General features: G+C 71.4%; 29 protein-coding genes. 21 read left to right on the top strand and 8 right to left on the bottom strand.

The genetic code is table 11. The annotated features are described in order from the left end of the window. Positions 1–76: 76 nt before the first annotated feature. The 4 genes from ACMX37_RS14595 to ACMX37_RS14580 all read right to left on the bottom strand — a co-directional run bounded on the left by ACMX37_RS14595 (position 77) and on the right by ACMX37_RS14580 (position 2493). Positions 77–1096 (bottom strand): transglycosylase SLT domain-containing protein, encoded by a 1020-nt coding sequence (locus ACMX37_RS14595; RefSeq protein ID WP_483146625.1) that lies wholly within the window; start codon positions 1094–1096, stop codon positions 77–79. Between the two features lie 104 nt (positions 1097–1200). Next, on the bottom strand, positions 1201–1566 hold the full coding sequence (locus tag ACMX37_RS14590; protein WP_483146624.1) for a flagellar protein FlgN: 366 nt from the start codon (positions 1564–1566) through the stop codon (positions 1201–1203). A 4-nt stretch (positions 1567–1570) separates the two neighbouring features. Then, a complete protein-coding gene (gene flgM / locus ACMX37_RS14585) occupies positions 1571–1876 on the bottom strand; it encodes a flagellar biosynthesis anti-sigma factor FlgM (RefSeq protein WP_483146623.1) in 306 nt (101 codons plus the stop codon). A 77-nt stretch (positions 1877–1953) separates the two neighbouring features. Further along, the gene (locus ACMX37_RS14580) at positions 1954–2493 is read right to left on the bottom strand and encodes a flagella basal body P-ring formation protein FlgA (RefSeq protein WP_483146622.1); all 540 of its coding nucleotides are present in this window, start codon (positions 2491–2493) and stop codon (positions 1954–1956) included. 189 nt (positions 2494–2682) lie between these two features. On the opposite strand from ACMX37_RS14580, the gene ACMX37_RS14575 reads away from it, so the two are divergent. After that, a complete protein-coding gene (locus ACMX37_RS14575) occupies positions 2683–3750 on the top strand; it encodes a GGDEF domain-containing protein (RefSeq protein WP_483146621.1) in 1068 nt (355 codons plus the stop codon). A gap of 4 nt (positions 3751–3754) precedes the next feature. Here ACMX37_RS14575 and ACMX37_RS14570 read toward each other — a convergent pair whose 3' ends face one another. Further along, positions 3755–4234: a hypothetical protein gene (locus ACMX37_RS14570; RefSeq protein ID WP_483146620.1), complete on the bottom strand. Its 480-nt coding sequence runs from the start codon at positions 4232–4234 to the stop codon at positions 3755–3757. Then, a complete protein-coding gene (locus tag ACMX37_RS14565) occupies positions 4231–4905 on the bottom strand; it encodes a MotA/TolQ/ExbB proton channel family protein (RefSeq protein ID WP_483146619.1) in 675 nt (224 codons plus the stop codon). Before ACMX37_RS14565 ends, ACMX37_RS14570 begins: the two co-directional genes overlap by 4 nt. Before the next feature lie 234 nt (positions 4906–5139). Between ACMX37_RS14565 and flgB the strand changes: the two genes are divergently transcribed. From flgB to ACMX37_RS14500, 13 genes are read left to right on the top strand one after another with little or no spacing between them, the layout of a single operon-like run. Further along, positions 5140–5493, top strand: a complete 354-nt coding sequence (gene flgB / locus ACMX37_RS14560; RefSeq protein ID WP_483146618.1) for a flagellar basal body rod protein FlgB — start codon at positions 5140–5142, stop codon at positions 5491–5493. A gap of 23 nt (positions 5494–5516) precedes the next feature. Then, positions 5517–5909 (top strand): flagellar basal body rod protein FlgC, encoded by a 393-nt coding sequence (gene flgC, locus ACMX37_RS14555; RefSeq protein WP_483146617.1) that lies wholly within the window; start codon positions 5517–5519, stop codon positions 5907–5909. Continuing rightward, positions 5909–6229, top strand: coding sequence for a flagellar hook assembly protein FlgD (locus ACMX37_RS14550; RefSeq protein ID WP_483146616.1), 321 nt, complete (start codon positions 5909–5911; stop codon positions 6227–6229). The genes flgC and ACMX37_RS14550 overlap by 1 nt, the downstream gene beginning before the upstream one ends. A 32-nt stretch (positions 6230–6261) precedes the next feature. Then, positions 6262–7077 carry a flagellar hook-basal body protein gene (locus ACMX37_RS14545; RefSeq protein WP_483146615.1) on the top strand — a complete coding sequence of 272 codons (816 nt, stop codon included), beginning with the start codon at positions 6262–6264 and terminating at the stop codon, positions 7075–7077. 13 nt (positions 7078–7090) lie between these two features. Then, positions 7091–7837, top strand: coding sequence for a flagellar basal body rod protein FlgF (locus tag ACMX37_RS14540; RefSeq protein ID WP_483146614.1), 747 nt, complete (start codon positions 7091–7093; stop codon positions 7835–7837). Between the two features lie 23 nt (positions 7838–7860). Next, positions 7861–8652, top strand: coding sequence for a flagellar basal-body rod protein FlgG (gene flgG, locus ACMX37_RS14535; protein ID WP_483146613.1), 792 nt, complete (start codon positions 7861–7863; stop codon positions 8650–8652). Positions 8653–8660: 8 nt separating this feature from the next. Next, on the top strand, positions 8661–9389 hold the full coding sequence (locus ACMX37_RS14530; RefSeq protein WP_483146612.1) for a flagellar basal body L-ring protein FlgH: 729 nt from the start codon (positions 8661–8663) through the stop codon (positions 9387–9389). Positions 9390–9411: 22 nt separating this feature from the next. Next, entirely contained in the window at positions 9412–10518 is a 1107-nt protein-coding gene (locus ACMX37_RS14525; RefSeq protein ID WP_483148420.1) for a flagellar basal body P-ring protein FlgI, read from the top strand. Beyond that, positions 10515–10814, top strand: a complete 300-nt coding sequence (locus ACMX37_RS14520; protein WP_483146611.1) for a rod-binding protein — start codon at positions 10515–10517, stop codon at positions 10812–10814. Before ACMX37_RS14525 ends, ACMX37_RS14520 begins: the two co-directional genes overlap by 4 nt. Further along, positions 10814–12154 (top strand): flagellar hook-associated protein FlgK, encoded by a 1341-nt coding sequence (gene flgK, locus ACMX37_RS14515; protein WP_483146610.1) that lies wholly within the window; start codon positions 10814–10816, stop codon positions 12152–12154. The genes ACMX37_RS14520 and flgK overlap by 1 nt, the downstream gene beginning before the upstream one ends. 15 nt (positions 12155–12169) lie before the next feature. Then, the gene (locus ACMX37_RS14510) at positions 12170–13090 is read left to right on the top strand and encodes a flagellin N-terminal helical domain-containing protein (RefSeq protein WP_483146609.1); all 921 of its coding nucleotides are present in this window, start codon (positions 12170–12172) and stop codon (positions 13088–13090) included. 18 nt (positions 13091–13108) lie between these two features. Continuing rightward, positions 13109–13972 carry a flagellar motor stator protein MotA gene (motA, locus tag ACMX37_RS14505; protein ID WP_483146608.1) on the top strand — a complete coding sequence of 288 codons (864 nt, stop codon included), beginning with the start codon at positions 13109–13111 and terminating at the stop codon, positions 13970–13972. A 1-nt stretch (position 13973) separates the two neighbouring features. Then, on the top strand, positions 13974–14876 hold the full coding sequence (locus tag ACMX37_RS14500; RefSeq protein WP_483146607.1) for a flagellar motor protein MotB: 903 nt from the start codon (positions 13974–13976) through the stop codon (positions 14874–14876). A 27-nt stretch (positions 14877–14903) separates the two neighbouring features. Here ACMX37_RS14500 and ACMX37_RS14495 read toward each other — a convergent pair whose 3' ends face one another. Both ACMX37_RS14495 and ACMX37_RS14490 read right to left on the bottom strand, forming a co-directional pair. After that, positions 14904–16400 carry a beta strand repeat-containing protein gene (locus ACMX37_RS14495; RefSeq protein WP_483146606.1) on the bottom strand — a complete coding sequence of 499 codons (1497 nt, stop codon included), beginning with the start codon at positions 16398–16400 and terminating at the stop codon, positions 14904–14906. Between the two features lie 283 nt (positions 16401–16683). Next, positions 16684–17496, bottom strand: a complete 813-nt coding sequence (locus ACMX37_RS14490) for a flagellin N-terminal helical domain-containing protein (protein WP_483146605.1) — start codon at positions 17494–17496, stop codon at positions 16684–16686. A 439-nt stretch (positions 17497–17935) separates the two neighbouring features. Between ACMX37_RS14490 and ACMX37_RS14485 the strand changes: the two genes are divergently transcribed. From ACMX37_RS14485 to ACMX37_RS14455, 7 genes are read left to right on the top strand one after another with little or no spacing between them, the layout of a single operon-like run. Continuing rightward, positions 17936–19093, top strand: coding sequence for a sigma-54 interaction domain-containing protein (locus ACMX37_RS14485; protein ID WP_483148419.1), 1158 nt, complete (start codon positions 17936–17938; stop codon positions 19091–19093). Beyond that, positions 19090–19452, top strand: coding sequence for a flagellar hook-basal body complex protein FliE (gene fliE / locus ACMX37_RS14480; protein ID WP_483146604.1), 363 nt, complete (start codon positions 19090–19092; stop codon positions 19450–19452). The genes ACMX37_RS14485 and fliE overlap by 4 nt, the downstream gene beginning before the upstream one ends. Positions 19453–19455: 3 nt before the next feature. Continuing rightward, complete coding sequence (gene fliF, locus ACMX37_RS14475; RefSeq protein WP_483146603.1) at positions 19456–21117, top strand: flagellar basal-body MS-ring/collar protein FliF; 1662 nt, start codon at positions 19456–19458, stop codon at positions 21115–21117. Further along, a complete protein-coding gene (gene fliG / locus ACMX37_RS14470; protein ID WP_483146602.1) occupies positions 21114–22145 on the top strand; it encodes a flagellar motor switch protein FliG in 1032 nt (343 codons plus the stop codon). The genes fliF and fliG overlap by 4 nt, the downstream gene beginning before the upstream one ends. Further along, complete coding sequence (locus tag ACMX37_RS14465) at positions 22129–22791, top strand: FliH/SctL family protein (RefSeq protein WP_483146601.1); 663 nt, start codon at positions 22129–22131, stop codon at positions 22789–22791. The genes fliG and ACMX37_RS14465 overlap by 17 nt, the downstream gene beginning before the upstream one ends. After that, positions 22788–24122 (top strand): FliI/YscN family ATPase, encoded by a 1335-nt coding sequence (locus tag ACMX37_RS14460; RefSeq protein ID WP_483146600.1) that lies wholly within the window; start codon positions 22788–22790, stop codon positions 24120–24122. The genes ACMX37_RS14465 and ACMX37_RS14460 overlap by 4 nt, the downstream gene beginning before the upstream one ends. Then, complete coding sequence (locus ACMX37_RS14455; RefSeq protein WP_483146599.1) at positions 24115–24552, top strand: hypothetical protein; 438 nt, start codon at positions 24115–24117, stop codon at positions 24550–24552. The genes ACMX37_RS14460 and ACMX37_RS14455 overlap by 8 nt, the downstream gene beginning before the upstream one ends. Positions 24553–24557 lie beyond the last annotated feature (5 nt).

The following is a 24557-nucleotide window of genomic DNA, read 5'->3' as shown; positions in this document are numbered from 1 at the left end:
AAGATGCCGACAGGCAGCGCCAGCGCGGCGGGCACCTGACCGAAGCGGGCGGACAGAGGGGCGGGCACGGCAGGCGTCACAGGCCGAGCGCCTTCAGCCGCTCATAGGCGCGGCGCACCTGCGGCGGGGCGGCGGGATCGGTGCCGAAGGTGCTGCCGAGGATCTGCGAGATCGGCGGCCTGCGGTCAGGGCGCAGCGTGGGGGACGGCAGCGAGGACTGGGTCAGGGCCGGGGGGATGCCGGGGCCGAACACCGCCTCGTCGGCGATCAGATAGGGGGCGGGGGTGAAGCCCGCGCCGACGCCGGTCGGCCTCCCATAGTCCGCGCGCGCAAAATTCGCCGCGCGCCCGTCACTGGCGCGGCCCAGCGCGCGGCCGAGCTTGCCCTCGATCACGTCCATCACCTGCGCGAGGCTGCGGGGGGTGCCGTCGGGGGCGTAGAAGATGCCGCGATTGGCGGCGGCCGGGCGGGCGAAGAGCGCGGGCGCGCTCTGGTGCGGGTCGGCCTGCAATTCGGACAGGAAGCGCCCCGCGCCGCCCGCACCGAGGAAATGGGCGAGATAGAGCTCGCCATGCCCCGGCTGGCGTCCGAGGATCGGCATCAGGTGCGCGCGGTTGTCCTCGGCGAGGCCGGCGGCCATCAGCGATGCGATTGCGGGATCGCTGCGCAGCGCAAGGATCGCCGCCCTCTGCGACGGATCGGCGACCCAGGCGCTGCCTGAGGCGGCCACGTCGATCTGGTCGGCAACGTGGCCCAGCCCGAAGCGGTGGCCGTGGCGCTTCATGGTGTCGAGCCAGGTGCTTTCGATGAACTGGTAGAGCCCGGTCGCGCTCGAAGTGGCGGCGCGGGCGTCGGGGTCCAACGCGGATTCGACCTCGGCCTGGGCGAGAAGGTAGTCGAAATCGACGCTGGTCGCCCGCGCGGCATTGGCGATCGCGGCCTCGACCGGTCCGCGCGGCGCGGCGATCTGGCGGGCGGCGGGCGCATCGCGCCCCTCGGCCCCTGCGCGCACCGCGGCATGGGCGCGCGCGGCGCTTTCGAACCCGGCGCGGATCGAACCGGCGGGCATGTTCAGCGATGTCGAGGAATGGCTCACGCGCCCTCCACCTGCTGCGGGCGCGCGCGGGACTGCGGCGCCTTCCGGGGTGGATTTAGCAAAGCGCGTGCCAGACGGGCCGGGTCTGGCCTCCGCAAGAACCCCTAGGCACGCGCCGGGGCGTAGGTCACCCGGGGCAGCCGCCGCGGCCCGCCCAGCGCCTCGATCCGCGCCGCGACATTGGCGGCGAGCAGATTGCGCACGCGGCGGTTGACTTCGTTCAGCTGGCGCGCGGTCTCGGCAAGGGTGCGGGTCTCGCCGTCGAGCGGCTGGGGGCCGATCGCGGCGATTTCATCGCACAGCGCCTCCTTGTCCTGCGCCGCGCCGACGAGGCCGTCGGCATCGAGCGCGGCAAGCGCCTGCCGCTCGCGTTCGAGAACGGCAATCATCTGCCGCAGGGCACCGGCCAGCGGGGTGGCCGGGGCGGGCGGCGCGGCGGGGCGGCGCGCGGGCACGAAGACCTCGGCCACGACGTCAGCTCCGCTCGGGCAGCGACAGGCTGACCTGCGCGGCGATCATGGCGTCGGCGATGCGGGTCGGCACCAGCGGGTAGGAGCCGTCGCGTAGCGCTTCGCGGATCTGGGCGACGCGCTCGGCATCGACCGGCGGGCTCACCGCTTCGGCGGCGGCGCTCACCTCGAGGCTGATGCCCGGCGCCGCGCCGGGAGTGGCGGCGGCGGGAGCGGGACGGGTGCGCGCCTCGATCTGCGCGCGCTCGCCGGGGGTCACGGCGCGGGCGGCGCTGACGCTCGGCAATTTGCTCAGTTCGACAGAGGGCATTGGTCTATCCTTCGATCAGGTCTCTGCGGGCGAGAACGGCGGCGGAAAGGGCAGTTTAAGGGCCGGCGGCGCAGGCATCATCCGGCGGGGATGACGGCGAGGCCGGGGCGCTCGATCCGGGCGCGCAGGCCCTCGGCCTTGCGGCCGGTGCGCACGAAGATCCAGTCGCCGACGCCGCCCGCCTCCATTGCCTCGCCGGACTGCTGGACGCTGAAGCCGCGCCCGCGCACCATGATGGTGAGCGCATCGCCGCGCCTGACGGCGGGCGCGACGCGCGCGGCGGCGGGGCCGCCCTGCGGAGGCGCGACGGCGACGAAGATCCGCCAGCTGGAGGGGCCCGGGCACTCGACCTGCACCGCCGTCCTTGCAGGCGTGTGCCAGCTCACCGCCAGCGCCCCCCCGCAGGCGGCGAGCCGCAGGCGCGGATCGGCAGGCACCCGCGCGCCGCCGGGGGTGCCGGTCGCCGCGCCGGTGAAGGCCGCCACCGCACGGTCGATCTCTGCCGGATCAGTGACGCGCGCCTGCGCCGCCGCGGGGGGATCGCACAGCGGCAGCAGCATCGGCAGGACCAGCGGAATGAACCGCCAGCCTTGGAGCCGGGATGTGGTCGTGTCCATGTGTCGGGCCTTTCGTGTCGTGCGCGCCGGGATCGTGCCCGGCGCGGGAATTGGTGCCCGGGGAGCAGCAAGGGCCATGCCAAGCGCCTCGCTACGCAGTTTCCCCGGGTTGGGCCGCGCGGGCGCTTAAGCATAAGCCGCTAAGTCCCGCGCCACCGACAATCACCAGCTTCAAGCCCGCGACCTGCCATGCCCTTTGCTTCCGGTTTCTCCCGTGCCGCCCGTGCCCGCGCCAAGTCTGCCGATGCCTCGGCTCCCCCCGAAGGCCGTGCCGAGGAGGCGCGGCGCCAGCTGCTCGAGCGGATCGGCGATTTCGTCATCCGGCACGATCTCGCGGTGACCGCCCAGAACCTTGCGACCGTGTGCGGCGCCCTGTCGGGATCGCACCCGGAACTGGCGAGCGCGCTGGTGCAGCGCGAGGCTTCGGGCGAGCCGGTCGACCAGCGCTGGCTCGACACCCTGGCGCGGCTCGATCCCGACGGGCACAGCCGCATCGCCGCGCTCGAGACCCTGTCCGACAAGCTCGAATATGCGCTGATGCGCTTCGCCCAGACCGCGCGTGCGGCGCAGAGCGAGACGAGCGACCATCGCGGCGCGATCGGGGTGCAGATCGAGACGCTGGCCGGACCAGAGGGACTGGCGCAGGTGCTCGACCTGTCGCGGGCGATGCTCGCGCGGATCGAGCAGGCCGAGGCGGCGATGGCGCGCAGCGAGGCGGAGGCCGCGTCCCTGCGCCAGAGCCTCGCCAAGGCGCGGATCGAGGCCGATGTCGATCACCTTACCCGCCTGCCCAATCGCCGCGCCTTCGAGCGGCGGCTGGTCTCGGCGGCGATGGAAACCCGGACGAAGGGCGAGCCGCTGGCGATCGCCTTCTGCGATGTCGATCATTTCAAGCAGGTCAACGACCGCCACGGCCACGCGGCGGGCGACCGGGTGCTGTGCGCGCTGGCGGCGACCCTGACCGAGATGGCGGGCGATTCCTGCTTCGTCGCGCGTCACGGGGGCGAGGAATTCGTGCTGCTGTTTTACGGTCTCGGAAAGGAGGCCGCCAAGGGCCGGCTCGACGCGATCCGCCGCGCCCAGGGCGCGAAGCTGTTGATGAACCGCGATACCGGCCAGCCTTTCGGGCGGATCACCTTTTCCGCTGGCGTGGCCGAGGTGACAGAGGATCCCGACATCCGCAGCGCCCTCGCCCGTGCCGATGCCGCGCTCTATTGCGCCAAGCAGCAGGGCCGCAACCGGGTGGAGCTGGGCTGACCGCTCAGGACTCCCCGCGACCGGTCTCCGCCAGCTGCGCGTCATAGGCGAGGCTGGCGGAAAGCTCCTCCTTGCTGCCCGCGGTGATGACGATCCGCACCCGCGTGCCGCGCGCCCGCGCCTCTGCGGCGAGCGCCTGCGCCCGCGCCCAGGCCTGCGCCTCGCCGCCTGCGGGATGGGTGGCGAGAACCGTCAGCGTCGCGCGCGGATCGGGAGCCTGCGCCGCGAGCCATTCGCCCAGCGCCGGACCGCCGGGGACGGGCCGGAACAGCGCCTGCGCACCCGCGATCTCCGGCAGGGGCACGCCTTCCGCCTCCTTGTCGCGCGCGGCCCGGTCGGCGAGCCGTTGCCCGGTCTCGGCCTCGGCGGCGGGCATGGCCGAGAGCGTCAGCAGGAACAGGATCAGCGCGAGATCGGCGAGGATCAGTTGCCAGCCGTGTCCCGTGCGCGCGCCCGTTCGCGGATGGGCGGCAAGGCTGCTCATGCGACACCCCTGAGGTGGGCGCGGCGCGCCCGGTCTGCGGCCTCGGCACCGCATATCTGGACGATGAACCATTCGGCGAGGGTGTCGCGCTCCTGCTCCTCGGCAAGGCCGCGCCGCTCGATCGCGCTCGCCAGCGGATAGCACAGCAGGTGCGCGATGAGGGCGCCGTAGAGCGAGGTCAGCACGGCGGTGGAGACCGCGTGCATGATCACCGCGCTTGACCCCGCACCCGCAGGCGGGGCGAGCTGCGAGAGGCCGTAGAGCGTGCCGACCAGCCCGAACACCGGGGCAAGCTCGCCCGCCCAGCCGAACACCTGCGCCGCATTGACCCGCCGCGCCTCGTCGAGCGCGCGTTCGGCGCGGCGGACCCCGCCGAGCGCCTCGAGCGCGCCGTGGCGCAGGTATGTCTCGAGCATCAGCCCCAGTGCGCGGTCGGGCGGCAGGGCCGGGTCGGCGCGGTGATGGCCGTCGCGCCGGATCGCCTCGATCGCGCGGGCGAGCGCCCTGCGGTTGGCCTCGACCGCGAAGCCGCCGCGCAGCAATCCGCCGGCTGCCCGCAGCGCCGCGCCGAAATCGCGCCACCCGCAGCGCGCCACCGTGGCGAGCACGGTTCCCGCGATCACAATGGCCAGCGAGCCGGGATCGAAGAGCGACGACAAACTGGGCGGCATGGCGGATCCCTCCTGCTGGTGACACCCACAGAACGGCAGGGAATTGAAGCGATTAAGCCCGCCTGCGCCAGCGGCACGGGCTTGCCCCGTCGTGTCCGTGCGGGCGGCAAAAGCCTGCCGCCCCCGGCGGGTCTCGCCCTCGCCCGCCCCGTCGCACGGTGGTTTGGCACGCTTCCTGCTGACCATCGCCCCGACCCCGCGGGCCCGCCCCGCAGCAGCAAGGAGCCCCGACGCGTGAACGAGCGACTTTTCGGTATCCACGGCGCCGCACTCACCCTGCGTTCCGAGCGCATGGGGGTGATCGCGTCGAACATCGCCAATGCCGCGACCCCCGGCTACAAGGCGCGCGACATCGATTTCAACGCCGCGCTCGACGCCCGCCTCGCCCGGGCGCGGGGCACGACGGCCGCCAATCCGCAGGCCGGGATGGTGTGGCGCGCGCCGACCATGCCCTCGCTCGACGGCAACACGGTCGAACTCGCCCGCGAGCAGGTCGCCTTCGCCGAGAACGCGGTCGCCTATTCGGCGACGCTCAGCTTCGTGCAGGGGAAGGTCAACACCATCACCCGCGCGCTGAAGGGCGAGTGAGCGCGATGCCCGACCGCAGCCCCATGACGCTGTTCTCCATGACTACCCGCGCGATGAGCGCGCAGATGGTGCGGATGAACGCGGCGACCTCGAACCTCGCCAATGCCGGGTCGGTCTCATCGAGCGAGGAGGGCGCCTATCGCCCGATCCGCGCCGTCTTCGCCACCGAGCTCGACCGCGCCTCTGGCCTCGCCGGGGTCACCGCCGGCGGCCTCGTGCGTGCCGAGACCGCGCCCACGAGGCGCCACGATCCCGGCCACCCGCTCGCCGACAAGGACGGCTTCGTCTTCGAGGCCCCGGTCGATGAGACCGCCGAGATGGTCGAGATCATGGAGAGCGCCCGCCAGTACCAGAACCTGGTGCAGGCGCTCCAGACCGCCAAGCAGCTGATGCTCGAAACCCTGAGGAGCCAGTGATGACCACCACCACTACCACCGTCGACCCGGCTGCGCGGGCCACGCTCGACCGGCTCAACACCCCCTCCCGGCTCAAGGGCAGCGGGATGCAGACGCTCGGCCAGGCCGATTTCCTGCGCCTGCTGACCACCCAGCTGACCATGCAGGACCCGCTCGCGCCCGCCGACAACAAGGAGATGCTGGCGCAGATGGCGCAGTTCTCCGCGCTCGCCGCCCAGACCGAGAGCGGCGCGACGCTGGAGGACATCTCTGCCAAGCTCGACCGCCTGATCGCGGCGCAGGAGGCCACGGCCCGCGCCGTGACCGCCCCGCAACCCTGAACCGCCCCACCCGCTGAAAGGATCACAGCACCATGTCGTTCTTCACTTCCCTGTCCGGTCTGCGCAACGCCGAGACCGACCTGCGCGTCATCGCCAACAACATCGCCAATGCCGAGACCGTGGGCTTCAAGAAAAGCTCGGTGCAGTTCGCCGATCTGGTCGCCACCGGCTCCGCCACCGATCCGCGCCGCAGCCCGGGCATCGGCGCGACCATCGCCGGGATCACGCAGGATTTCGTGCTCGGCCCGCTCGAACAGACCGGCCGCAGCCTCGACCTCGCGATCGACGGCGACGGGTTCTTCGCGCTCTCCAATCCCTTCTCGGGCGAGGTGTCCTACACCCGCAACGGCAATTTCCGCCTGACCGCGGCGGGCGAGCTGGAGGATGCCTGGGGCAACCGCCTGCAGGCCTTTCCGGTCGACGCCGCGGGCAATCCGACCTCGAACGTGCCGGCGGATGTCGACGTGCCGATCACCAACGCCGCCGGCTCGACCCTCGCCAATGTCACCATCAACGTGCGCGGGATCGTGATCGCCGCCTATGCCGACGGCAGCACCGCGCCGGTCGGGCAGGTGGCGCTGGCGACCTTCCCCGCGCCGGGCGGGTTGCGCACCATCGGGCAGACCAAGTTCCAGGCGACCGGCGATTCCGGCGCGGCAGTTTTCGGCAATCCCGGCATCGGCTCCTTCGGCGAGATGATCAGCGGCGCGCTCGAACGCTCGAACGTCGATCTGGCCGAGGAGATGGTCTCGCTGCTCACCGCGCAGCGCAACTTCCAGGCCAATGCCCGCGCGATCGACACCGCGACGCAGATCTCCACCACCGTCATCAACCTGCGGCAGCAGTAAGGGGCGCTGAGGCGTGGACCGGCTGATCTACACCGCCATGACCGCGATGAACGCGGCGATGGACCGGCAGCGGGTGGTGGCGAACAACCTCGCCAACGCTTCGACGCCGGGCTTCCGCCAGGAGGTCTTCGCGGTCACCCCGGCGACGCTGAAGGACGGCTCGCTGCAGGCCCGCGCCATGGCGCGCGGCAACGTGCGCGGGGCGGACATGAAGGCCGCCCGGGTGGTGCCGACCGGCAATCCGCTCGATGTCGCGCTGGAGGGCAAGGCGCTGATCGCCTTCCAGTCCCCCGACCGGCAGGGCGAGATCTACTCCCGCCGCGGCGACCTGCGGGTGGCGGCCTCGGGGGTGCTCGAGAATGGCGAGGGGCTCGCCGTGCTGGGCGAGGGCGGCACGCCGATCACCGTGCCCCCGGGCTTTGCCGTCAGCCTCGCCGCCGACGGCACGGTGCTGGCCAGCGATCCCGCCACGCCCAATGCCGCCGCCGAGGCGATCGACCGCATCCGGCTGGTCAATTCCGAAGGCAGCCCGCTCGCCAAGGGGATCGACAGCTTCCTCAAGGTGCCCGGCGGCGGTGTGCTGCCCCCCGATCCCACCGCCCGCCTCAAGCCCGGCGCGCTCGAGATGTCGAACGTCGAGACCGCCGACACCCTCGTCCAGATGATCGAGGCGCAGCGCGCCTTCGAACAGCGCGCGCGGATCATTATGACGGCGGGCGAGATCGACGAGGCCGGCAGCGGCCTCATGGCGCTGCGCTGACCCATTCCAAGGAGACCTGACCCATGCCCACTTCGGCCCTTCACGTCGCCCGCACGGGCCTGGAGGCGCAGGACGCGCGGATGCGCGTCATCGCCAACAATCTCGCCAATATCGGCACCACCGGCTTCAAGCGCGACCGCGCCGACTTCGCCACGCTCGCCTATCAGGAACAGCGCGTCGCGGGGCAGGCCTCGACCGGGCAGACGGCCTTTGCGGTGGGCCTCAACCTCGGCACCGGCGTGCAGGTGCAGGGCACCACGCGCATCTCGACGCAGGGGACGCTCGCGAGCACCGGCAACGTGCTTGACCTCGCGCTCGACGGGGACGGGTTCTTCCAGGTGGAACTGCCGCCGGGCGGGCAGATCGGCTTCACCCGCGCGGGCAACTTCACGCTCTCGAACGACGGCACGCTGATCACCGCGCAGGGCTATGCCCTCCAGCCGCCCTTGCAGGTGCCCGCCGGCGCGCAGTCGATCACCATCGCACCCGACGGCACGGTGAGCGCGCTCACCCCCGGCAATGCCGAGCCGACGCTGCTCGGCCAGCTGACCGTGGCGAGCTTCGTCAATCCGGCGGGCCTGCGCGCGATCGGCGACAACTTCCTCGTCGAAACCGCCGCCTCCGGCCCCGCCGAACTGGGCTTCGCGGGCGAGAACGGGCGCGGGCAGATCCGTCAGGGGATGCTCGAACAGTCGAACGTCAACGTGGTCGAGGAGCTGGTCGAGATGATCGAGGCCCAGCGCGCCTACGAGATCAACTCCAAGATGGTGAGCGCGGTCGACGAGATGCTGCGCAACGCCAACCAGACCCTGTGAGAAACAGCGTGAGGCATCGCATGAAGGGCCGTCTCGCCATCCTCGCCGCGCCGCTGTGGCTCGCCGCTTGCGGCGGGCTGGGCGGCAAGGGCCCCGCGCCGGGCTTTGCCGCGCCGCCGCCGCCGGGGGCAGCGCAGGTCGCTGCAGGCGTCAGCGATCCCCTGCCGGTCAGCGCGCCGCCGCCGATCAGCCCTGCGACCAGTGCAGGCGCGATCTTCCAGACGGGGAGCGGCTATGCCGGCCTCGTCACCGGCACCCGCGCGCGCCAGCTGGGCGACATGGTGACGATCATCCTCACCGAGGCGACCACCACCACCAAGAGCACGCAAGGGCGAACGGCGCGCGAGGGAAGCTTCGGCATCACCCCGCCGACCCGCGGCCCGCTCAATTTCCTGAACCCCGAGGCCCTTAAAGCTGCCGCCGAAGGGTCGTTCACGGGCGGGGGCAATGCCGCGCAGCAGAGCCGCCTCAACGGTGCGGTCGCGGTCACCATCGCCGCGATCTACCCCAACGGCACCGCCGAAGTGGTCGGAGAAAAGCAGATGATGTTCAGCCAGGGAGACGAGTGGGTGCAGTTCGCCGGCCGCATCCGGCTGGTCGACATCGACAGCGACAACCGCCTCGCCTCCTCGCAGGTCGCCAATGCCCGGATCATCTATTCGGGCAAGGGTGCCGTCCAGCAGGCGAGCCGCCCCGGTTGGCTGAGCCGCTTCTTCAACATGATCTCGCCGTTCTGAGGGGCCGCACGCGATGAACAGGATGCGCATTCTCCTGCCGATCCTCTACCTGCTGATCGCGCTTGTCGCCGGACAGGTGCCGGCCCCCGCCGCTGCCGAGCGCATCCGCGATCTCGGCCAGTTTGAGGGGCTGCGCGCCAACCAGCTGACTGGCTACGGCGTGGTCGTGGGCCTGCAAGGGACGGGGGACAACAATCTCGAATATGTGACCGAGGCGATGCGCGGGGTATCGGGCCGGCTCGGCCTGCCGCTGCCGCCCGGGGTCTCGCCGATCCTGCGCAATGCCGCCGCGGTGATCGTCACCGCCGAACTGCCGGCCTTCGCCAAGCCGGGGCAGCGGATCGACATCACCGTGTCGACCCTGGGGCAGGCGCTCAGCTTGCGCGGCGGGGCGCTGGTGCTGACCCCGCTCTACGGCGCGGACGGGCAGATCTACGCGATGGCGCAGGGCAATGTCGCGGTTGGCGGGCTGGGGGTGACGGGGCGCGACGGTTCGCAGGTCAGCGTCAATGTCGCCACGGTGGGCCGGATCGCCGACGGAGCGACCGTGGAGCGCGGCGTCGCCACCGGCTTCGATGCATCGCCCACCCTGCGCTTCAACCTCCACAAGGCCGATTTCCTCACCGCCGCCCGCGTGCGCGACGCGATCAACGCGCGCTGGCCCGGCATCGCCACCATCGCCGACGGGGTGAGCATCGAGCTTGCCCTGCCGCAGGGCAACGACGTGCGATCCGGGCTGATGGCCGAGATCGAGATGCTCGCTGTCTCGCCTGCGCCTGTGGCGGCCAAGGTGATCGTCAACAGTCGCACCGGCACGGTGGTGATCAACGATGCGGTGCGCCTCTCCCCCGCAGCGGTCAGCCACGGCAAGCTGGTGATCCGGATCGAGGAGAACCCGGTGATCGTCCAGCCAGCGCCCTTCTCAGACGGCGTGACCGCGCAGGAGGAGGCGACCGACATCACCGTGGACGAGCGGCAGGACCGCGTCGCCTACATGCCCGGCGCCGCCTCGCTGACCGAGATCGTGGATGCGCTCAACCTGCTGGGCGTCGGCGCCTCGGACCTGGTGGTGATCCTCGAGAGCCTCAAGCAGGCCGGCAGCCTGCAAGCCGAGATGGTGGTGCTGTGATCGGCCCCGTCACCCCCTCCGCCGCGCCGCTCTCCCCCGAGCGCGCCGAGCTGCGCAAGGCCGCCGAGGGCTTCGAGGCGATCATGGTGCGCCGGATGCTCGCCACCGCGCGCGCCGCGAGCTTCGCCGAGGACACTCCGCTCACCGGCGGGGGCATGAAGCAGTTCACCGCGATGCGCGACGAACACCTCGCCGAGATCGCCGCCAGGTCGGGGGGCTTCGGGTTTGCCCGCAGTATCGAGGCGAGCCTCGCGCAACATCTTCCGGCTAGGCCCGAGGAACAGGGGAACAGCTGATGCCGACCGCGATCTTCACCATCGGCCGCTCGGGCCTCACCGCGACCCGCCGCAGCCTCGAGCTGACGGCGCAGAACATCGCCAATGCCGAGAACCCCGACTATTCCCGCCGCAGCCTGACCCAGGGCGAGCTGGTGATGACCGGTTCGATCGGGGTCAATGCGCAGGATTCGCTCGGTGGGGTGCGCCCCGGGGCGATCGAGCGGGCCGAAAGCGCGTTGGTGCAGCGTCAGGCGCGCGATTCCTCCTCGGCGCTGGCTGCGGCGGAGGCCGAGTTCCTCGCGCTGCGCGAGGCGGAGAGCGCGCTCGAGACCTCGGGCGTGTTCACCGCCCTCGTCGATTACGAGGCGGCGCTGACCCGACTTCAGAACAATCCCACCGAACCCGCGCTGCGCCTCTCGGCGCTCGAGAGCGCGCGCAAGGTGGCGGGCAATTTCCGCATCGCCAACGGCACCCTCGCCAATGCCCGCAGCCTCGTCCAGGCCGAGGTGAGCGCCGAGGTGCTGACGGTGAACGAGCTGGCGAACGAGCTTGCCAAGATCAACGCCGACCTCGTCGGCGCGCGCGAGGGCACCGCGGGGCGCGCGGGGCTGCTCGATGCGCGGGACAAGGCGCTGCGGGCGCTGGCGGAGGAATTCGGCCTCCAGCCGGTCTTCAACCCCGATGGCACCGCCGACGTGACGCTGACCGGCACCCCGCCGCTGGCGCTGGTGACCGGTGCGACCGCCCAGCCCGTGACCGTCACCTATGCCGCCGACGGCACCGCCGCCTTCACGGTCGGCGGCATCGCCTTCGCCCCCACGGGCGGGGCGATGGCGGGCCGCGCCGCCGCGCTTTCCGATATGGCCGGGCTCCAGGCCGGGCTCGACGCGCTGGCGGTCTCGGCGATCACCATCAGCAACACGGCGCAGGCCGTCGGCGTCGGCGCTGACGGCACGACCGGCCAGCCGCTGTTCGCCGGAACCGGCGCGGGCAGCATCGCCGTGGTGCTGTCCGGTGCGGGCGGCCTCGCCACCGCTCCCGCCGGTGCGCCCGCAGGCAGCCGCGACACCGCCAATCTCGCCGCGCTGATCGCCGCGCTTGCCGCTCCGACCGGGCCGACCACCGGCGTCGACAGCCTGCTGCTCGGCCTTTCCAGCCGGGTTTCCGCGCTCGAGACCCGCACCGAGGGCCTCTCGGTCGTCGCCGCCAGCGCCGAGGCCGAGCTGCTGCGCGAGACCGGCGTCGATCTCGATACCGAGGCTGCCAATCTGGTGCGCCTGCAACAGGCCTTCGAGGCCAACAGCCGGGTGATCCAGGTCGCCGCCGAGCTGTTCGATACGATTCTGGGCCTGAGGTAAGGGAGCCCCACAGAGATGAGTTCCATCACCAATTCCGCCGGGTCCTTCTTCAACCGCTCGCTGGCGCAGATGGCGGCCCTGCGCAACGGCATCGAGCGCACCCGCACCCAGATCGCCACGGGCCGCACCATCGAGCGCGGCTCGCAGGATCCCGCCGTCGCCGCCCAGCTGCGCAGCGTTGCGCGGCGCGAGGCGCTGGCGCGGGTCGAGGGCGACAATGCCGCTCGGCTCGGCCAGGACCTCGGCGCGGCGGGCGACGAGCTCGAGGCGGTGACCGTGCTGCTCCAGCGCGCGCGCGAACTGGCGGTGCAGGCGGCAAGCTCGCCGCTCGGTGCCAACGGGCGGCGGGCGGTCGCCTTCGAGCTCGAACAGCTCGGGCAGGAGCTGTTCAGCCGCGCCAACGCCACCTCGCTGACCGGCGAGCCGCTGTTCGCGGGGCAATCCTCGGGCGCTGCCTTCACCCGCGATGCCTTGGGCAATGTCACCTATGCCGGCACGCCCGAAAGCGGGGCCGTGCCGGTCGCGCCGGGCACCGCGATCGAGCGCGGACTGCCGGGGAGCGAGGTGTTCGAATTCGATTTCGGGGGCACGCCCTCCAGCGCCTTTTCGGTGCTCGGCGGGCTTGTCGCCGCGCTCCAGGGCGGCGCGCCCGATCCGGTCGCGGCTGCCAGTGCCGCGATCGCGGGGATCGATGCCGCGCTCGATGCCACCAATCGCGCGACCACCATCATCGGCACCCGCATGGCGTGGGTCGAGCAGGTGCAGCAGCAGCAGGCCGACCGCAGCATCGCGCTGGCCGAACGCCGCAGCCGCGTCGGCGACACCGACATCGCCGATGCCGTCGCCCGGCTCCAGCAATCGCTGACCGCGCTCGAGGCGAGCCAGGCCGCCTTCGCCCGGGTCAGCGCGCTGACCCTGTTCGAAGCGCTGCGCTGATCCGGGGAGCAAGGGTCCGTGTTCGTCGCCATCGGCATCGTCGTGCTGCTCGCCATGGTGTTCGGCGGGTTCATCCTCGCCGGCGGGGCCATGGGCCCGGTGCTGGCCGCACTCCCGCTCGAATTCATGATGATCGGCGGGGCCGCCACCGGCGCGACCCTGATCGGCAACTCGATGCACGAGATCAAGCTGCTCGGCGCGGGGCTGGGCAAGATCTTCAAGGGGCCGAAATACTCCCACGAGGACCACATCGACGCGATCGCGCTGACATCGAAGCTGATGAAGCTGCTGCGCTCGGAAGGCGCGGTGGCGCTCGAGAGCCATGTCACGGAGCCGGGCTCCTCGACGATCTTCTCCGAATATCCGCGCCTTCAGGCCGATCCGGTGGTGACCGCGATGATCTGCGATCCGCTGACGCTGATGGTGGTCTCCTCGGGCACGCTCGATACCCACGCGGTCGAGGACGTGATCGACAGCGCGATCAAGACCCAGCTCCACGAGATGGACGAGCCCCAGCACATGATCCAGTCGCTCGCCGACGCGCTGCCCGCGCTGGGTATCGTCGCGGCGGTGCTCGGGATCATCAAGACGATGGGCGCGATCAGCGAGCCGCCCGAGATCCTCGGCAAGATGATCGGATCGGCGCTGGTGGGGACGTTCCTCGGGGTGCTGCTCGCCTATGGCTTTGCCGGACCGCTGGGGGCGCGGCTCAAGCAGATCAACGCCCACGACAGCCAGATCTTCCATTCGATCAAGCAGGTCATCATCGCCAGCCTGCACGGCTATCCGCAGCCGCTGGTGCTCGAGGCGGCGCGCTCGGGCCTGCCGCCGGCGCACCGGCCCAAGCTCACCGATCTGCTCGACATGATGCGGGGGCGCTGAGGTGGCCGAGGCCGACGCCAAGCTTGCCCCGATCATCGTCAAGAAGGTCACGATCGTCGAGGGCGGCCATCACGGCGGGGCGTGGAAGGTCGCCTATGCCGACTTCGTGACCGCGATGATGGCCTTCTTCCTGCTGCTGTGGCTGCTCGGCGCGACCGAGGAGAAGCAGCGCAAGGGCATCGCTGATTACTTCACTCCCACGCTGGTCAAGCTGCGGCAGGAAAGCGCCGGGTCGACCGGGTTGCTGGGCGGTTCCTCGTTAACCGATCCGGACAATTATCCGAACCGGCAGGGCCAGACCGGCACGCGGTCGATCACCATCCCCCGCGGCGTGACCGGCGGGCCGAGCGAGGCCGGCGGGCGCGGCGAGATGGAATCGAAGAAGCTCAAGGAGCTCCAGGACAAGATCGACCGCAAGCTCGTCCAGCGCCGCCAATTGAAGCATCTCGCGCGGCAGGTCAGGGTGATGCGCGCGCCCGAAGGGATCCGCATCGATCTTATGGACAACGCCGATTTCTCGATGTTCGAACTCGGCACGACGATCCTGACGAAGGAGGCGCGCGGGCTGCTGGAGGTGATGGCCGAGACCCTCGCCGAGGAGTCCTCCCCGCTGATCATCCGCGGCCACACCGATTCGCTGCCGTGGCGCGGCGGGGTGACGACCAACAACTGGCCGCTCTCCACCGGCCGCGCCGAGGCCACGCGCCAGGCGCTGGTGCTGGGCGGGGTGCCGCAGAAACGCTTTGCCCGGATCGAGGGCGTCGCCGAGACCGAGCCGCTGGTCGCCGACAACCCCGCCGATCCCCGCAACCGCCGCATCTCGCTGCTGCTGCTCGAGAGGCGGGCGGTAGCAGGGCAGACCACGCCGCCGCCCACCGGCGCCCAGGGCAGGCCGCCGCGCTGACGGCGGCCCGGCTGCGGGGCGTTGCGATCAGCTGCCCTGCGTGACGGTGGCGGTGTGACCGGCGCCCGACTGGGTGATGGTGGACAGGTTGGCGTTCGAGTTCTGGGTCACGGTGGCGGTGTGGCCGCTACCGCTTTGCAGGATGTTCGACAGGTTGTCCTCGCCCAGCTGGTCGACGCTGGCGGTCTGATTGTTGCCGGCCTGATCGACCATCGAGGTGTTGTCCGCGCCGTTCTGGAGCACGTCGGCATTGAGCAGCACCGCCCCGCCCGCGCCGGTCTGGATGACGGTGCTGGTGTTGCCGCCCGATCCGCCCTGGGTCACGTTGGCGGCGAGGCTGTCGCCCTGCTGATCGATAAGCGCGCGGTTGCTGCCCGAGAGCTGGGTGATGGTCGCCTCGTTGTCGCGGCCACCGTCACCGCCCTGGGTGATCTGCGCGCCGAACAGGAAGCTGCCCGACCCGATGTTGTCGTCGCCGATCTGGGTGATCGTCGCGCTCTGGCGTTCGCCTCTCTGGGCGATGTCGGCGGTGTTGTCGTTGCCGTCCTGCGTGACGAAGGCGTTATGGTCGCGCCCTAGGCCGCCGCCCTGTGCGACATCGGCGGTGTTCCCTTCGCCGTTCTGCCGCACGTCGGCGAGCTGGTTGTTTCCGAGCTGGTTCACCGTGGCATCGTTGTCGGCGCCGTCCTGCCGCACCTGCGCATCATGATCGGTCGCGGCATTGCCGCCCTGGTTGATCGACGCGGTGTTGAGATCGCCGCCCTTCTGTTCGACGAAGGCCGTGTGCAGCGCGCCGACCTGACGGATGGTGGCGGTGTTCTCGTTGCTGAGCTGGACCACGCCCGCCGATGCGGTGGTGCCCACGCCGTTGGCGGCACCGCCCTGAACGATGTCGGACAGGTTGTCGTCGCCGTCCTGCAGCACGTTCAGCACATGGGCGCCAACACCTTCCTGGGTCGCCAGCGAGGTGTTGTCGTTGCCGTCCTGGGTCACGATGGCCTGGTTGAGCCCGCTCGACTGGGTCATGGTCGAGGTGTTGCCGTCACCCCCCTGCGCGATCGTCGCGGTGTTGAGGTTGCCCGACTGCAGGAGGTCGGAATCGTTGTCCGACCCGGTCTGGGTGACGCTGGCCAGATCGAGATCGCCGCTTTGCGAGATGTCGGACTCGTTGCTGTCATTCTCCTGGACGACGGTGGCGGTCGAGAAGTCGTTGGTCTGCGAGACCACCGACACGTTCTCGCTGCCGCTTTGCGTGACGTTCGCGGTGTTGTTGTCGTCGGAGCTGCCGGTGCCGTTGTCCTGGGTGATGGTCGAGGTGTTGAGGCTGCCCGACTGGTCGAGCGTTGCCCGATTCAGATTGCCGCCCTGCGTCACGGTCGAGATGCCGTCGCTGCCCGACTGGGTCACGGTGACCGCACCGTTCGTGCCGGTCTGGGTGACAGAAGACTGGTTGCTTTGTGCCAGAACGGGCGCAGCCGCCGCAATTGCCAGCGCCGAGGCGCTGAGCACCACTTGAACTTTCATGACAATTCCCCCCCGTCGCACCAAGGGGGCCGGGATCTGCGCGCAAATTCCCGCGTCAGCCGCCCCCCGCGGCCCGTGATTTTCATCCAAAAGCTTGAAGCGACTCGTATTTTTTTAGGGTGAGTTTACGTCTTGTTAACTAATCGTAAAGCCTGAATCTGTGCGGCTTCCGCGCCGGCTTCTTGCTGTCCCGCGTTCGGACAGCGAGAAGCCCGGAGCCGCAAGGCTCCGGGCTTGCCGGTCCGTCCCCAGGGGAAAGGGGCGGGTTGCGGGGATGGGCGGCTTAGCGCAGCAGCGACAGCACGTTCTGCTGCGACTGGTTGGCCTGGGCCAGCATCGCGGTCGAGGCCTGGCCGAGGATCTGCGCCTTGGCGAGCGCGGTGGTTTCCACCGAGTAGTCGGTGTCCTGGATCCGCGAACGGGCATCCGACAGGTTGGTCGATACGTTGGTCAGGTTGTTGACCGCCGACTGGAGGCGGTTCTGGCCTGCACCGAGCGTGGCGCGGGCGGTCGAGACGGTTTCGAGGTTGGTGTCGATGGTGGCGAGCGCCGCTCGTGCAGCGGTGCCGTCGGCGCCCGTGATCGTGTAGGTCGCCGATCCGATCGCGCTGAGATCCGTCATGGTCAGGTCGATCGCGTCGGAATCGTTGGCGCCGGCCAGAACGGTGATGTTCGCGGTCTGGGTCAGCACGGCGATGCCGTTGAATTCGGTGTTGGTCACGATCTGGCCGATCTGCGCGCTGAGCTCGGTCACTTCGGCCTGGATGTTGGTGCGGTCGGTTGCCGCATAGGTGTCCGAACCGGCCTGCACCGCCAGTTCGCGGATGCGCTGGAGCATGTTGGTCACTTCGTTCAGCGCGCCTTCCGCCGTCTGGGCGAGGCTGATCCCGTCATTGGCGTTGCGCACGCCCTGCTGCATGCCGCGGATCTGCGAGGTCATCGAGTTGGCGATCGCAAGGCCGGCGGCGTCGTCGGCGGCGCTGTTGATGCGCTTGCCGCTCGATAGGCGCTCCATCGCGGTGCCGAGCATCTTGCCGGCCGCGACGGCCGAGTTGGTGGCACGCAGGGCCGAGGTGTTGGTGTTGATCACGTTCATTGTTCAAACTCCCGAATGGTCAGGCAGGACGAACAGGCCCGTCGCTGCTGGCCCTAAGAGCGGCCATGCGGCAGGATGTTTAAGCCGGAAAAATATATTTGATAAAACAGAGGTATAGAGGATTCGCTCCCGACCCGCTCCGGGGCCCGACCGGCTCCGCCCGGGGGCTCGCCGTGGCCCGTCTAGGGGAAGCTACGGGGGCTTAAATTTGCCTCGTGTCCAGCCTGTGTGCGGCAGGGACTTGCCACAGGCAACACAAGCAGGGGCAAGCATGATGCAACCGGCGAACGGCGCGATCCGCCGCAGGGCAGCACCGCCGCGCGAGGCGACGCAAGGCAGCGGCGGCGGGCACGACATGCTGATCGGCATGACGGTGCCGCTGATGGGCGGCAGCTGGCAGCGCGACCGGATCGTGCTCGGCGACGGCCTGCCCCCCCAGATGGCGGCGGGAATCGCGCGCGGCGGCAAGATCGCGATCACGCTCGATCACGCAGAGGGCACCGCGCCCGCGCTGGCGCTGACCGGCACCAACCGCGTTACGCTTTCCTATGATCCCGCAGCCCTTTCCTCGGCCCGTGCGGCGCTGATCGCGGCATCGGCGCAAGGGGGCTGGCCGGTCGCGGGCGATCCGCAGTCGCTCGCCCTGCTGACCCTCGCCGAGCGCATCGCGGCGAGCGACATCCCCGTCCTGCTCGAAGGACCGACCGGCACCGGCAAGGAGGTGCTGGCGCGCTTCGTCCACCGCCTCTCGGCGCGCGAGGGCGGCCCTTTTGTCGCGGTCAACTGCGCCGCCATGCCCGAAGCCATGCTCGAGGCGCTGCTGTTCGGCCACCGCAAGGGCGCCTTCACCGGCGCGGCCGAGGCGGGCGAGGGCCTGTTCCGCGCGGCCGACGGCGGCACGCTGCTGCTCGACGAGATCGGCGAACTGCCGCTGGTGCTCCAGGCCAAGCTGCTGCGCGCGCTTCAGGAGGGCGAGGTGCTGCCGCTTGGCGCGACGAAGCCGGTGAGAGTCGACGTGCGCGTGATCGCCGCCACCAACCGCAACCTCGCCGAGGAGGCCGCCGCCGGGCGCTTCCGCGAGGATCTGCTCTACCGCCTCAACGTCTTCCCCCTGCGCCTGCCCGCGCTGCGCGAGCGGCCCGGCGATATCGCCCCGCTCGCCTTCGCGATGCTGCTGCGCCATGCGCCCGCCCCCGGGCAGCCGGGCTGGATCGCGGGCGATGCCCTCGCGGCGCTGGAGAGCCATGCCTGGCCGGGCAATGTCCGCGAGCTCGAGAACGTCATCCGCCGCGCGATCCTGCTCGCGGGCGACGCGGCGGCGATCGCGCCCGGGCACATCGTCTTCGACACCGCCGTGCGCCCCGCCGCCGAGGCCGCGCCCGCCATGCCGGTGCCCGTTGCCGCCGCAACGCCGCGCTCGCTTTCCGATGTCGCCTTCGTCTCCGAGGCGCGGGCGATCCTCGAGACGCTCAGCCGCCACGGCGGCAACCGCGCCGCCACAGCCCGCAGTCTCGGCATCTCCGAGCGCACCCTGCGCTACCGCCTCGCCTCGATGCGCGGGGCCGGGATGCTCGCGGCAGCAGGAGGTGCGGCATGAGCGCCCTCAGGACAGGCTTCGGCGTCGAGGACGTGATGGCGCTGCGCAGTCAGGTGCTCGCCCGCAGCGCTGCCCTGCGCGCCGTGCGCGCAGCGAGCGAAACGGGCGGCGCGCTCCAGGCCCCCGGCCGGGCGCCGGGCGCGGGCTTTGCCGACACGCTCAACACGGCCCTCAGGCAGGTCAGCGCGGTGCAGGAGCATTCGAGCGCGATGCAGGTCGCCTACGAGCGCGGCCAGGTCACCGACATCGCCCAGGTGATGCTGGCGCGGCAGGAGGCGGGCGTTGCCTTCGAGGCGACATTGCAGGTGCGGAACAAGCTCCTCAACGCCTATCAAGACATCATGCGGATGGGGGGCTGATAGATGGCCGACGCCGCTCTGCCCGTTCCCGCCGATCCCCCGGGCCTGCCCGCCGCGCCTGCCGCCGGCGGATGGCGCGGGATGGTCCCGCCGCAGGTCGCCGGTTTCCTCGGCCAGCCCGCTCTCGCCCGCGCCTTGCCCGCGCTGGCGGGCGTCGGCGCGCTCGCCGCGGCGGCGGCGCTGTGGATGGCGATTTCCTCCGGCCCCGACCGCGTGCTCTACACCAGCCTGACGGACGCCGAGCGCGCGAAGGTTGTCGAAACGCTCGAGGCGGGCGGGATCGGCTACAGCATCGACAACGGAACCGGCGCGCTCTCGGTCGCCGAGGGCGACGTCTACCGCGCCAAGATGCTGGTCGCGAGCAATGCCGGGATCGCCGCGCCCGAAGGGGCCGAGGCGATGCTCGACGCGATGCCGCTGGGCACCTCGCGCACACTGGAGGGCGAACGCCTGCGCCTCGCCCGCGAACGCGAGCTGATGCTGACGATCCGCGAGATCGACGGGATCGAGAGCGTGCGCGTCCATCTCGCCACCCCCGAACGCTCGGTCTTCGTGCGCGAGAACAACCCGCCCAGCGCCTCGGTGATGGTGCGGCTGGTGAGCGGGCGCAACCTTTCGCAGGATCAGGTCGGCGCGATCGTCAATCTCGTCGCCGCCTCGGTGCCGGGGATGAGCGCGGATGCGGTGCGGGTGGTCGACCAGAACGGCCGCCTGCTCTCCGACCCGCGCGAGGCGGCGGGCGAGGGTCTGACGCTCCAGCGCGAGCACGAGGCGAAGCTGCGCGAACAGCTCGATGCCCTGCTGCTCCCCCTTCTGGGCGAGGGCAATTTCAGCGCGCAGGTGCAGGTCGAGCTCGACCGCGAGGAAGTCACCACCGCGCGCGAGACCTATGAAAAGGAAGGCTCGATCCGGACCGAAAGCGCGCGCGAGGCGACCCGCACCGGGGCTGCGCCCGCGGGCGGCGTGCCGGGCGTCGCGGCCAATACTCCGCCCCCGCAGGCGCAGCTGGTCGACGGCGCGCCGCAGCCCGCTGCCCCCGCCGCTGCCGGCGCCACCGACACCGAAACCGCCACCGACCGCGCCTATGAACTGGGCCGCGAGGTCGCCGTCACCACCGCCGGGCCGGGGCGGCTCAAGAAGCTCTCGGTCGCGGTCGCGGTCAGCGACAAGGCTTTGAAGGCCGCTGCCCCGCTGACCGCGCAGCAATTGCAGGCGCTGGTTAGCGCCGCCGTGGGCGCCGATGCCCAGCGCGGCGACAAGGTCGAGGTCGCGGCGAGCAAGTTCGAGCCCGCAACGCTCGAACCGCCTGCCTTCTACGAACAGCCGTGGTTCGCGATGCTGGTGCGCTACGGCACGGCGCTGATCGCGGTGCTGCTGGTGCTGCTCCTCGCGGTGCGCCCGCTGATCGGCAAGCTCAGGGGTAAGGGCCGGGACGATGCCGCGGCTCCCGCACCGGGCGAGGACACGGTCGCCATCGCGGCCGGCGATTCCGACGGGGCAGGAACCGCGCTCGCCGGGGACAACGGCATCGCGCTCGATGACCTGCCCCGCCAGGTCGAACTCGCCCGCCGTCTCGCCGCGAGCCAGCCCGAACGCGCGGTCGAGGCGTTGCAGCGGATGCTCGAGGCGCCCGACGCGCGCGGGCCCGAGGCGGAGGCGGCATGATCCCCGAACCGCTCCCTGCGTCCACTCCTGCGCCCGCCCTGCTCAGCCGGGTCGATCGTGCCGCGGTGTTCCTGATGCTGCTCGGCGACGAGGAGGCGACCGGCCTGCTTGCGCGCCTCTCCCCGGCGGAGCTGGAGAAGCTCGGCGCGGCGATGCTGGCGCTGGGCGAGATCGAGCAGCCGCACATGGCCGAGGCGCTCGCCGATTTCGCGGGCGAGGCGGCGCGCGAGGTCCTGCCCCGGCGCGGGCGCGACGACCGCGTGCGCAGCCTGCTCGACAAGGCGCTGGGCCCGGCGCGCGCGGAAAGCATGATGCAGCGCATCGAACCCGAAGCGGCGCCGCGCAGTCTCGAACTGGCGAAGTGGCTTGCGCCGGGCGTGCTGGTGCGGCTGATCCTCGACGAGCACCCGCAGGTGATCGCCGCGCTGCTGCTGCTGATCGATCCCGAACCCGCCGCCGCGGTGCTGGCGATGCTCCCGCTCGAGCTCCAGACCCTCGTGGTCGAGCGCGTGGCGAAGAGCGGCGCGATCTCGCAGGCCGCGGTCGCCACCATCGACACGCTGCTGACCCAGCGCATCAGCGCGACCTACGGCACGGCGGCGCTGATGCTGGGCGGCCCGCGCGATGCGGCGAACCTCATCAACCTTGCCGCGGGCGAGCTGCGCAACACCGTGCTCCCCGCCATTGCCGAGCGCGACGCGCCGCTGGCCGAGAAGATCGAGGAGGAGCTGTTCACCTTCGAGATGCTGTTCGAACTCGACCCGATGTCGATGGGCCGCCTGCTGCGCGATGTCGACAACGAGAAGCTGGTCGATGCGCTGAAGGGCCTCAGGGAGCCCGAACGCGCGCCCTTCTTCGCCGCCATGTCGAGCCGCGCGGCGGACGGTGTGCGCGACGAGATCGAACTGCGCGGGCGCTTGGCCAGGAGCGAGGTTGCCGCGGCGCAGAAGGCAATCGTCGAGATCGCCCGCGGGCTTGCCGATGCGGGCGAGATCGTGATCGGAAGCGGCAATGGCGAATTCGTCTGATTGGCTCGGCCGCCTGGCCGGGGCCGATGTCGACTTCGCCTCCGATACGGATGCGCCCGAGTGGCTCGCCCTGCTGGATACGGCGGGCGCCTTCCGCGAGGCTGCGCTGTTCGGCGAGCCTGCTCGGGAGGCCGATCTGCCCGAGCCGCTCCCCGAACGCGAAGCCGCCGAGCCCGCTCCCGATCCGTTGGCCGAGGCCATCGCCCTTGCGCGCGCCGAAGGCTTTGCCGAGGGCCGCGCCGCTGCCGAGGCCGAAGGCGAGGCGCGAATGGCGCGCCAGCGGGCCCTGCGGCTGACGTTCCGCGCGCTCGACGAGGCCGCGCTCGGCGTGCTCGCCGATGACCTCGCCGCCACCGTCGCCGCGCTGTGCGAGGCTGTGCTCGGCGAGGCGGCGCGCGATCCGGCAGGGCTGCTGGCGCGATGCCGCGATGCCGCGCGCCGGATCGGCGAGGCACCGGAGGCGCTGGTGCTGCATCTCCATCCCGACGACATCGCCCTGCTCGGCGAGGAGGCGCTTGGCACGATGCGGGTCGCGGGCGATCCTTCGCTCGAACCCGGCAGTGTCGTGATCGAGGGGCCCGACGGCTCGGTGGCAGACGGCCCTGCCGAATGGCGCCGCGCCATCGCCGCCGCGCTGCGCCCATGATCGCCGAACTCCAGCTCGACCTCGCCCGGATGCGCACCGCGCCGGTCGCCGCCGGGCCGGTGCTGACGGGGCGTGTGGTCGCCTGCGACGGCGGGCTGATCGAGGTCGCGGGCCTGCCCCTTCCCGTGGGCTCGCTGGGGCTGATCGAGAACGATGCGGGGGCCGAGTGCCTTGCCGAGGTGATCGGCTTTCGCGCCGGACATTCGCTGATGATGCTGCTGGGCGATGCCATGCTGCTGCGCCCGCAGGCGCGGGTGCGGGGGCTGGGGCAGCCGGGGGAGGTGCGGGTCGGCGAGGCGCTGCTGGGCCGCGCGGTCGACGCGCTGGGCGAGCCGGTCGACGGCGGCCCCCGGCTCGATTGCAAGGAGGTCTGGCCGCTCGCCGGGAGGCGCGAGGGCGCGCTCGAGCGGGCGAGTGTCGAACAACCCTTCGATTGCGGGGTGCGGGCGATCAATGCCCTGTGCGCGATGGGTGTCGGGCAGAGGCTCGGGATCATGGCCGGATCGGGCGTGGGCAAATCGGTGCTGGTCGACACCATCGCGGGCCACGCGGTCGCCGATGTCACCGTCGTCGCGCTGATCGGCGAGCGGGCGCGCGAGGTCTCGGACTTCGTGAACCGCCACATGGCCGGGCATCGGCGCGGGGGGATCGTGGTGGTGGCCGTGCCCGCCGACCACGCGCCGAACCTGCGGCTGCGGGCGGCGCAATATGCCTCCTCCATCGCAGAATACTTCCGGGCGAAGGGCAAGCGCGTGCTGCTGATCCTCGACAGCCTCACCCGCGTCGCCCACGCCGCGCGCGAGCTGGCGCTGGTGCTGGGCGAGCCGGGCGCGGCACGGGGCTATCCGCCCTCCGCGCTGGCGGCGATCACGCGCCTTGTCGAGCGCGCAGGCAATTCCGCGCGCAGCGGCGGGGCGGTGACGGGGATCTACACCGTGCTCGCCGACGGGGACGATGCCAACGATCCGGTGGTCGACACCGCGCGCGCGATCCTCGACGGGCATATCGTCCTTTCACGCGAGCTGGCGGCGCGGGGGCACTATCCCGCGATCGACGTGCCCGCCTCGCTGAGCCGGGTGATGGACGATGTGGTGAGCGCGCCCGTCGCCGCCGCGGCGCGGCGTCTGAGGGGTCTGATCGCGGCGCGCGAGAGCGGGCGCGATCTGGTGATGATGGGCGCCTACCGCGCGGGCGGCGACCCGCTGCTCGACGAGGCGCTGGCCCTGAGCGGCCCGATCGACGCCTTCCTCACCCAGCCGCGCGGGCAGGCCGTGGCGCTGGCGGAGAGCCATGCCGCGCTGCTCGCGCTGATGGCCCCTGCCGATGCGTGAGGCGCGCCGCCTCGCGCTGCTCCGCCGCCAGAGTCTGATCGCCGAGGTGGCGCGCAGGCAGGCCCTGCGCGCGCTGGCCGAGGCGCTCGAGGCCGAGGCGCGCAGCACCGCGCTCGCCGCGCGCAGCCAGCGGCTTGTGGCGGCGAGCGCGCCGGGCAAGGGGCCGACCACCGGCTCGGCGCTGGCCGCGCGTGCCGAGTTCACCGCGGGGCTCGCCAGGCTGGCCGTCCAGGCCGGGGAGGCGGCGCGCGATGCCGCCCGCCAGCGCGACTGGCAGGCCGAGACCCTGACCTGCGCCGAGACCCGCGCGCGGCGGCTCGCCGAGCTGGCCGCCGAGGCGCGCGCTGCGCTTGCCGCCGCCAAGGATCGCCGCGAGGCGGCGCGCGCCGTGCCGCTGGCACGCAAGTTGCACAGCCGCCCGCACAACTGACTGAA

Source organism: Porphyrobacter sp. THAI-01a, assembly GCF_056868655.1.
This window is presented reverse-complemented; position numbering and strand designations above follow the sequence as displayed.

Coding starts and splice junctions, on each gene's coding strand:
- ACMX37_RS14550 (WP_483146616.1), top strand. CDS start 5,909: ATGACCACCACCACTACCACCGTCGACCCGGCTGCGCGGGCCACGCTC.
- ACMX37_RS14495 (WP_483146606.1), bottom strand. CDS start 16,400: ATGAAAGTTCAAGTGGTGCTCAGCGCCTCGGCGCTGGCAATTGCGGCG.
- ACMX37_RS14465 (WP_483146601.1), top strand. CDS start 22,129: ATGGCGAATTCGTCTGATTGGCTCGGCCGCCTGGCCGGGGCCGATGTC.
- ACMX37_RS14510 (WP_483146609.1), top strand. CDS start 12,170: ATGAGTTCCATCACCAATTCCGCCGGGTCCTTCTTCAACCGCTCGCTG.
- flgG (WP_483146613.1), top strand. CDS start 7,861: ATGCCCACTTCGGCCCTTCACGTCGCCCGCACGGGCCTGGAGGCGCAG.
- fliE (WP_483146604.1), top strand. CDS start 19,090: ATGAGCGCCCTCAGGACAGGCTTCGGCGTCGAGGACGTGATGGCGCTG.
- ACMX37_RS14455 (WP_483146599.1), top strand. CDS start 24,115: ATGCGTGAGGCGCGCCGCCTCGCGCTGCTCCGCCGCCAGAGTCTGATC.
- ACMX37_RS14580 (WP_483146622.1), bottom strand. CDS start 2,493: ATGGACACGACCACATCCCGGCTCCAAGGCTGGCGGTTCATTCCGCTG.
- ACMX37_RS14575 (WP_483146621.1), top strand. CDS start 2,683: ATGCCCTTTGCTTCCGGTTTCTCCCGTGCCGCCCGTGCCCGCGCCAAG.
- fliF (WP_483146603.1), top strand. CDS start 19,456: ATGGCCGACGCCGCTCTGCCCGTTCCCGCCGATCCCCCGGGCCTGCCC.
- ACMX37_RS14485 (WP_483148419.1), top strand. CDS start 17,936: ATGGCGGCGGGAATCGCGCGCGGCGGCAAGATCGCGATCACGCTCGAT.
- ACMX37_RS14460 (WP_483146600.1), top strand. CDS start 22,788: ATGATCGCCGAACTCCAGCTCGACCTCGCCCGGATGCGCACCGCGCCG.
- ACMX37_RS14525 (WP_483148420.1), top strand. CDS start 9,412: ATGCGCATTCTCCTGCCGATCCTCTACCTGCTGATCGCGCTTGTCGCC.
- flgM (WP_483146623.1), bottom strand. CDS start 1,876: ATGCCCTCTGTCGAACTGAGCAAATTGCCGAGCGTCAGCGCCGCCCGC.
- flgK (WP_483146610.1), top strand. CDS start 10,814: ATGCCGACCGCGATCTTCACCATCGGCCGCTCGGGCCTCACCGCGACC.
- ACMX37_RS14545 (WP_483146615.1), top strand. CDS start 6,262: ATGTCGTTCTTCACTTCCCTGTCCGGTCTGCGCAACGCCGAGACCGAC.
- ACMX37_RS14570 (WP_483146620.1), bottom strand. CDS start 4,234: ATGAGCAGCCTTGCCGCCCATCCGCGAACGGGCGCGCGCACGGGACAC.
- ACMX37_RS14490 (WP_483146605.1), bottom strand. CDS start 17,496: ATGAACGTGATCAACACCAACACCTCGGCCCTGCGTGCCACCAACTCG.
- fliG (WP_483146602.1), top strand. CDS start 21,114: ATGATCCCCGAACCGCTCCCTGCGTCCACTCCTGCGCCCGCCCTGCTC.
- flgC (WP_483146617.1), top strand. CDS start 5,517: ATGACGCTGTTCTCCATGACTACCCGCGCGATGAGCGCGCAGATGGTG.
- ACMX37_RS14565 (WP_483146619.1), bottom strand. CDS start 4,905: ATGCCGCCCAGTTTGTCGTCGCTCTTCGATCCCGGCTCGCTGGCCATT.